Origin of the sequence: Actinacidiphila oryziradicis, assembly GCF_005047355.1 — a bacterium.
Classification (GTDB): Bacteria; Actinomycetota; Actinomycetes; order Streptomycetales; family Streptomycetaceae; genus Actinacidiphila; species Actinacidiphila oryziradicis.
This window is the reverse complement of the sequence record NZ_SUMC01000219.1, coordinates 1-5,999: the sequence shown is the minus strand read 5'-3', so window position 1 is coordinate 5,999 and position 5,999 is coordinate 1. Positions and strand designations below refer to the sequence as shown.

Annotated in this window: 2 protein-coding genes; both read left to right on the top strand. The window is 73.3% G+C overall.

The features are described from left to right. Window positions 1–220 precede the first annotated feature (220 nt). Window positions 221–1,438: a cytochrome P450 gene (locus tag FCI23_RS53635; protein ID WP_136731440.1), complete on the top strand. Its 1,218-nt coding sequence runs from the start codon at window positions 221–223 to the stop codon at window positions 1,436–1,438. Window positions 1,439–1,583: 145 nt separating this feature from the next. Continuing rightward, a partial coding sequence (locus FCI23_RS53630; RefSeq protein ID WP_136731439.1) for a type I polyketide synthase occupies window positions 1,584–5,999 on the top strand: 4,416 nt, incomplete at its 3' end.

Genomic DNA, 5,999 nt, shown 5'->3' with positions numbered 1-5,999 from the left:
ATGGAAGAGCGCTACGGCAAGCAGGAGATCGAGGACACCCTCGCCCGCTACACCGCAGCCGACGTCGAGATCTACGGCAAAGCCATGGCCGAGTTCGAAGAACGCTTCGCCAACCAGTGATCCGGGTCTGAGGCGCCGGCTCGGCCGGCTCCGGGAACCCGCCGTACGACCGCTCCCGGCCCCACAGCCACCGTGAACAGGCAACTTGAGGAGTCAGCGCATGGACGCAAACGAGATTCTGGGGGAACTTCTCACCCCCGAGGGCCGCGACAACCCCTACCCGCACTACGCCGCCGCGCACGGGCTGGGCCCGGTCGCCCCGCTCGGCGACAAGCTGTGGATGGTACCCGGATACGACGCGATCAACGAGACGCTGCGGGCCAGCGAGTTCGGCCCCTGGGACGACCGGTACAACCGGCTGTTCACGGCCGCCGAGTGGAAGCTGCACCCGTCGGTGATCGCGCTGACCAAGAGCATTCTGGACACCAACCCGCCGGACCACACCCGGATGCGCGACGTGATGGCGCGGGCGTTCAGCGCCCGCCGGGTCGCCGCCCTCGAACCCATGATCCGGCAGATCTCCAGGGACCTGCTCGACGAGATGGCCGACGAGGCGTCGGACGGCTCCTCGGTCGACTTCATGGACCGGTTCGCCTTCAACTTGTCCGTGGGCGTGGTCGGCGGGCTCTTCGGCATGCCCAAGGAGGACTGGCCGCGGTTCAAGCAGCTGGCCAACGACTGGACGCTGGTCTTCGAGGTCACGCCGACCGAGGAGGACACCGCGATCGCCGACACGGCGTACGCGGAGTTCGAGACGTACTTCGAGGCGCTGGTGGCCAAGCGCCGGACCGACCCCGGAGACGACCTGGTGAGCGCGGTCGTGCAGATCACCGACCAGGAGAACGCGCCGCTGACCGCGGAGGAGCTGGTCTGCAACCTCGGCGTGGTGCTGGCCGCGGGGATCGAGACAACCACGCACATCTTCGGCAACGGGCTGAACCTGCTCTTCCAGCACCCGGAGGTCGCCGCCGGGCTGCACGCGAAGGAGATCGCGGCGGACAACTTCGTCGAGGAGGTCCTGCGCTTCGACTCGCCCGTCCAGCTCATCGCCCGGGTGGCCCGGGAGGACGCGGAGATCGCCGGCACGCGGATCCCGATGGGCGAGTGGGCGCTCCTCGCGCTCGGCGCCGGCAACCGCGACCCGAAGCGCTACTCCGACCCCGACGTCTTCGACCCGACCCGCACGGCCATCCAGCCGGTGTCGATGGGCGCCGGCATCCACCACTGCCTCGGCGCGCCGCTCGCCCGGCTCGAAGGCAGCGTGGCATTCGACGAGTTGATGGAACGGTTCCCGAAGATCGCGCCGGCCGGTGAGCCGACCCGGCGGGACCGCCTGACGATCCGCGGGTACGAGAACCTGCCCGTGACCCTCGGCTGACCTCGAAGGCGGTACCGCTCCGCTTCGGCCGTCGTGCCCGGCGAGCCGTGCACGACGGCCGCCGGGGGGACGGGCTGACCGAAAGCACACCGGAATCGTTCCCGGCTCCGGTCCTGGCAGTAGTCGGACCTCTGTGGAGATAGTGATGACTGAATCCCCCACTGGCAGCGGAGCGGAAATCGCCATCGTCGGCATCTCCTGCCGGCTGCCGGGAGCCTCCACCCCGGAGGAACTCTGGGAACTCCTGCGCGACGGCCGCCACGCCATCGGGCAGGCGTCCGTCCGGAACCGGACCTCGGGTCCGGACGGGGCCGACTGGCCGGGCGGGTTCGTCGACGGCATCGACACGTTCGATGCCGCCTTCTTCGGGGTCTCCCCGAACGAGGCGGCGGCGATGGACCCGCAGCAGCGGGTCATGCTGGAGCTGTGCTGGGAGGCCCTGGAAGACGCGGGGATCGTGCCGGCCGACCTGGCCGGCGGCCGCGCGGGCGTGTTCGCCGCCAGCATCGCCAGCGACTACGCCACGCTGATGGCCCGCCAGCAGGGCGACATCTCCCGCTACACGCTGACCGGCCTGAACCGGGGGATCATCGCCAACCGGGTCTCCTACACCCTGGACCTGCGGGGGCCGAGCCTGACCGTGGACTCCGCACAGTCCTCCTCGCTGGTCTCGGTGCACCTGGCCGCGGAGAGCATCCGGCGCGGCGAGGCGGACCTGGCCCTGGCCGGCGGGGTCAACCTCATGCTGGACCCGGGCAGCACCGCCATGACGGAGCAGTTCAACGCGCTGTCCCCGGACGGGCGCTGCTTCACCTTCGACGCCCGCGCCAACGGCTTCGTCCGCGGCGAGGGCGGCGCCGTCGTCGTGCTCAAGGACGCCGACCGGGCGCGGGCCGACGGCGACCGGATCCACGGCCTGATCCTGGGCAGCGCCGTCAACAACGACGGCCTCACCGACGGCCTCACCGTCCCCAGCGAGCAGGCGCAGCGCGACGTCATCCGGCTGGCGGTCCAGGCGGCCGGCGTCCGCCCGGACGACGTCCAGTACGTCGAACTGCACGGCACCGGCACCAGGGTCGGCGACCCCATCGAGGCGGCCGCGCTGGGCGCCGCGCTCGGCGCGGGCCGGCCGGCGGACAGGCCGCTGCTCGTCGGCTCGGTGAAGACCAACATCGGCCACCTGGAAGGTGCCGCCGGTGTCGCCGGGCTGCTGAAGGTGCTGCTCAGCATCGGGCGCCGCAGCGTCCCGGCCAGCCTCAACTTCGAGAAGCCGCACCCGGCCATCCCGCTGGACGAGCTGGGCCTGAGCGTGCCGACCGAGCAGGGGCCGTGGCCCGACGAGCGGCACCGCCTGGTGGCGGGGGTCAGCTCGTTCGGCATGGGCGGCACCAACTGCCACCTCATCGTGGCCGAGCCGCCGGCGGCCGAGGGGGCGACGGCCGAGCCGGGCACGCGCGCCCCGTCGGCTGTTCCCGCCGACCACGTCGCCGCGCACGGCTGGCCGCTGTCCGGCCGCACCGCGCCCGCGCTGCGGGCCCAGGCGGGCCGGCTGCGCGCGCACGTCAAGTCGCGGCCCGGCGTGCCCACCGCCGACACCGGCCTCTCCCTCGCCACCACCCGCCAGGCTTTCGAGCAGCGCGCCGTCGTCCTCGGCGCCGGGCACGACGAGTTCCGCGCCGGGCTGACGGCCCTGGAAGCCGGCGACCAGGCGGCGAACGTGGTGGAAGGCACTGCCCGCGCCGTCGGCGGCACCGTCTTCGTCTTCCCCGGACAGGGCTCGCAGTGGCCCGAGATGGGCCGCGAACTGCTGGGCACCTCACCCGTCTTCGCCGAGCACCTGAACGCGTGCGCGAAGGCGCTGGCCGAGTACCAGGACTGGTCGGTGACCGACGTGCTGCGCGGGGTGCCCGGGGCGCCGTCGCTGGACCGGGGCGACGTCGTACAGCCGGTGCTGTTCGCCGTGATGGTCGCGCTGGCCCGCCTCTGGCAGGCGCAGGGCGTCACCCCCGACGCCGTCATCGGGCATTCCCAGGGCGAGATCGCCGCCGCGCACGTCGCCGGCGCCCTCTCCCTGTCCGACGCCGCCGCCGTCGTCGCGCTGCGCGGCCAGGCCCTCAAGGCCGTGGCAGGGCTGGGCGGGATGGTGTCGGTGGCCGAGCCGGTCGAGGCGGTCCGCCGCCGGATCGCCGGCCGCACCGGCCTGCTCGGCGTGGGCGCGGTGAACGGCCCCGGCAGCACCGTGGTCTCCGGCGACCCCGCCGAGCTCGCGGAGTTGATGGCCGCCTGCCGGGCGGACGGCGTCCGCGTCCGCGAGGTCCCGATCGACTACGCCTCCCACTCGCCGCAGGTCGACGCCATCGAGCAGGACCTGATGCGGCTCCTCGGCTCGATCCGGCCCCGGCACTCGGAGCTGGCCTTCTACTCGACCGTCACCGGCAACCTGCTGGACACCACCGAGCTGACCGCCGCCTACTGGTTCCGCAACCTGCGCCAGACCGTCGAGTTCGAGTCCGCGGTCCGGGCCGCGCTGGCCGACCACAACCGTGCCTTCGTCGAGACCAGCCCGCACCCGGGACTGGTCGGCAGCATCGGGGAGACGCTGCGGGCCGCGGAGGTCACCGACGCGCTCGTCACCGGAACCCTCCGCCGCGGCCACGGCAGCCTCCGGCAGTTCTTCACCTCGGTCGGCCAGTACTACGTGCAGGGCGGCGCGCTCGACTGGGAGCCGGCGCCGGGCGCCGGCCGCGTGGTCGACCTGCCGACCTACGCCTTCCAGCGCGAGCGCTACTGGTTCGGCGTCCCGGCCGACTCCGACGGTCTGCCGCGCCCGGCGGGAACGGTCCAGCCGCGGCCGGCCGAACCGGACCGCCCCGAACAGCAGCCCGCCGCCGACCCCTTCGGCCGCGTCGAGGACCTGGTGGACGTCGTCCAGAAGGCGACCGCCATCACCCTCGGGCACGCGACACCGCACTCCGTCGACGTCACCCGCACCTTCAAGGACCTCGGGCTCGACTCGGGGGCCGCGCTCGAACTGCGCAGCCGGCTCGCCGCCGCCACCGGCCTCGAACTGCCGGACACGCTGGTGTTCGCGCACCCGACGCCGGACGCCCTCGCCCGCCACCTGCGCACCGAACTGGCCGGGGACACGGCCGCCCACCAGCCGGCCGGGCAGGTGGCGGCGAGCGCGGAGCCGCTGGCGATCGTCGGCATGGCCTGCCGCTACCCCGGCGACGGGACCTCGCCCGAGGCGCTGTGGCAGCTCGTCGCGGGCGGCCGCGACGCGATCGGGGAGTTCCCCCGCAACCGCGGCTGGGATCTGGCGGCGCTGTACGACCCGGCCCGCAGCCGGTCGGGCACGTCGTATACCAGGAACGGCGGATTCCTCTACGACGCGGACGAGTTCGACCCGGACTTCTTCGGCATCAGCCCCCGCGAAGCCACCGCCATGGACCCCCAGCAGCGGCTGCTCCTCGAAACGGCCTGGCAGGCGCTGGAAGACGCCGGCATCGACCCCACCACACTGCGCGGCGGCCAGGTCGGCGTGTTCACCGGGGTGATGGCTCAGGACTACGGCCCGCGCCTGCACGAGCAGGCAGACGGGTACGACGGCTACCTGCTGACCGGCAACAGCCCCAGCGTCGCTTCGGGCCGGGTCGCCTACACACTCGGCCTGCAGGGGCCCGCTGTCACGGTGGACACCGCGTGCTCGTCGTCGCTGGTGGCGCTGCACCTGGCCGCGCAGGCGCTGCGGCAGGGCGAGTGCTCGCTGGTACTGGCCGGCGGCGCCACCGTCATGTCCAGCCCCGGGATCTTCGCCGAGTTCTCCCGGCAGGGCGGCCTGTCGCCCGACGGCCGCTGCAAGGCGTACGCGGCGGCGGCCGACGGCACGGGATGGGCCGAGGGCGCCGGCGTCATCGCGGTCGAGCGGCTGAGCGACGCCCACCGGCACGGCCACCGCGTCCTCGCGGTGCTGCGCGGCTCGGCGATCAACCAGGACGGCGCCTCCAACGGGCTGACCGCGCCGAACGGTTCCGCCCAGCAGCGGGTCATTCGGAACGCGCTGGCCGTGGCCGGGCTGCGGCCCGACGAGGTGGACGCGGTCGAGGGCCACGGCACGGGCACCCGGCTGGGTGACCCGATCGAGGCTGAGGCGCTGCTGGCGACGTACGGCCGGGACCGCGACGCCGACCGGCCGCTGTGGCTGGGCTCGATGAAGTCGAACATCGGCCACACGCAGGCCGCGGCCGGTGTGGCCGGGGTGATCAAGATGGTGCAGGCGCTGCGGCACGAGGTGCTGCCGGCGACCTTGCACGTGGACGCCCCGTCCTCGCACGTGGACTGGACGTCGGGCGCGGTCCGGCTGCTGACCGACGCGCAGCCCTGGCCGGCCGGGGAGCGGGTCCGCCGCGCGGGCGTGTCGTCCTTCGGGATCTCCGGCACGAACGCGCACGTGATTTTGGAGGAGGCGCCGGCGGTCGTTGAGGAGTTGGAGTTGGAGCGGGGGAAGGGTCTTCCGGTGGTGCCGGTGGTGGTGTCGGCGCGGGATGAGGTGGGGTTGCGG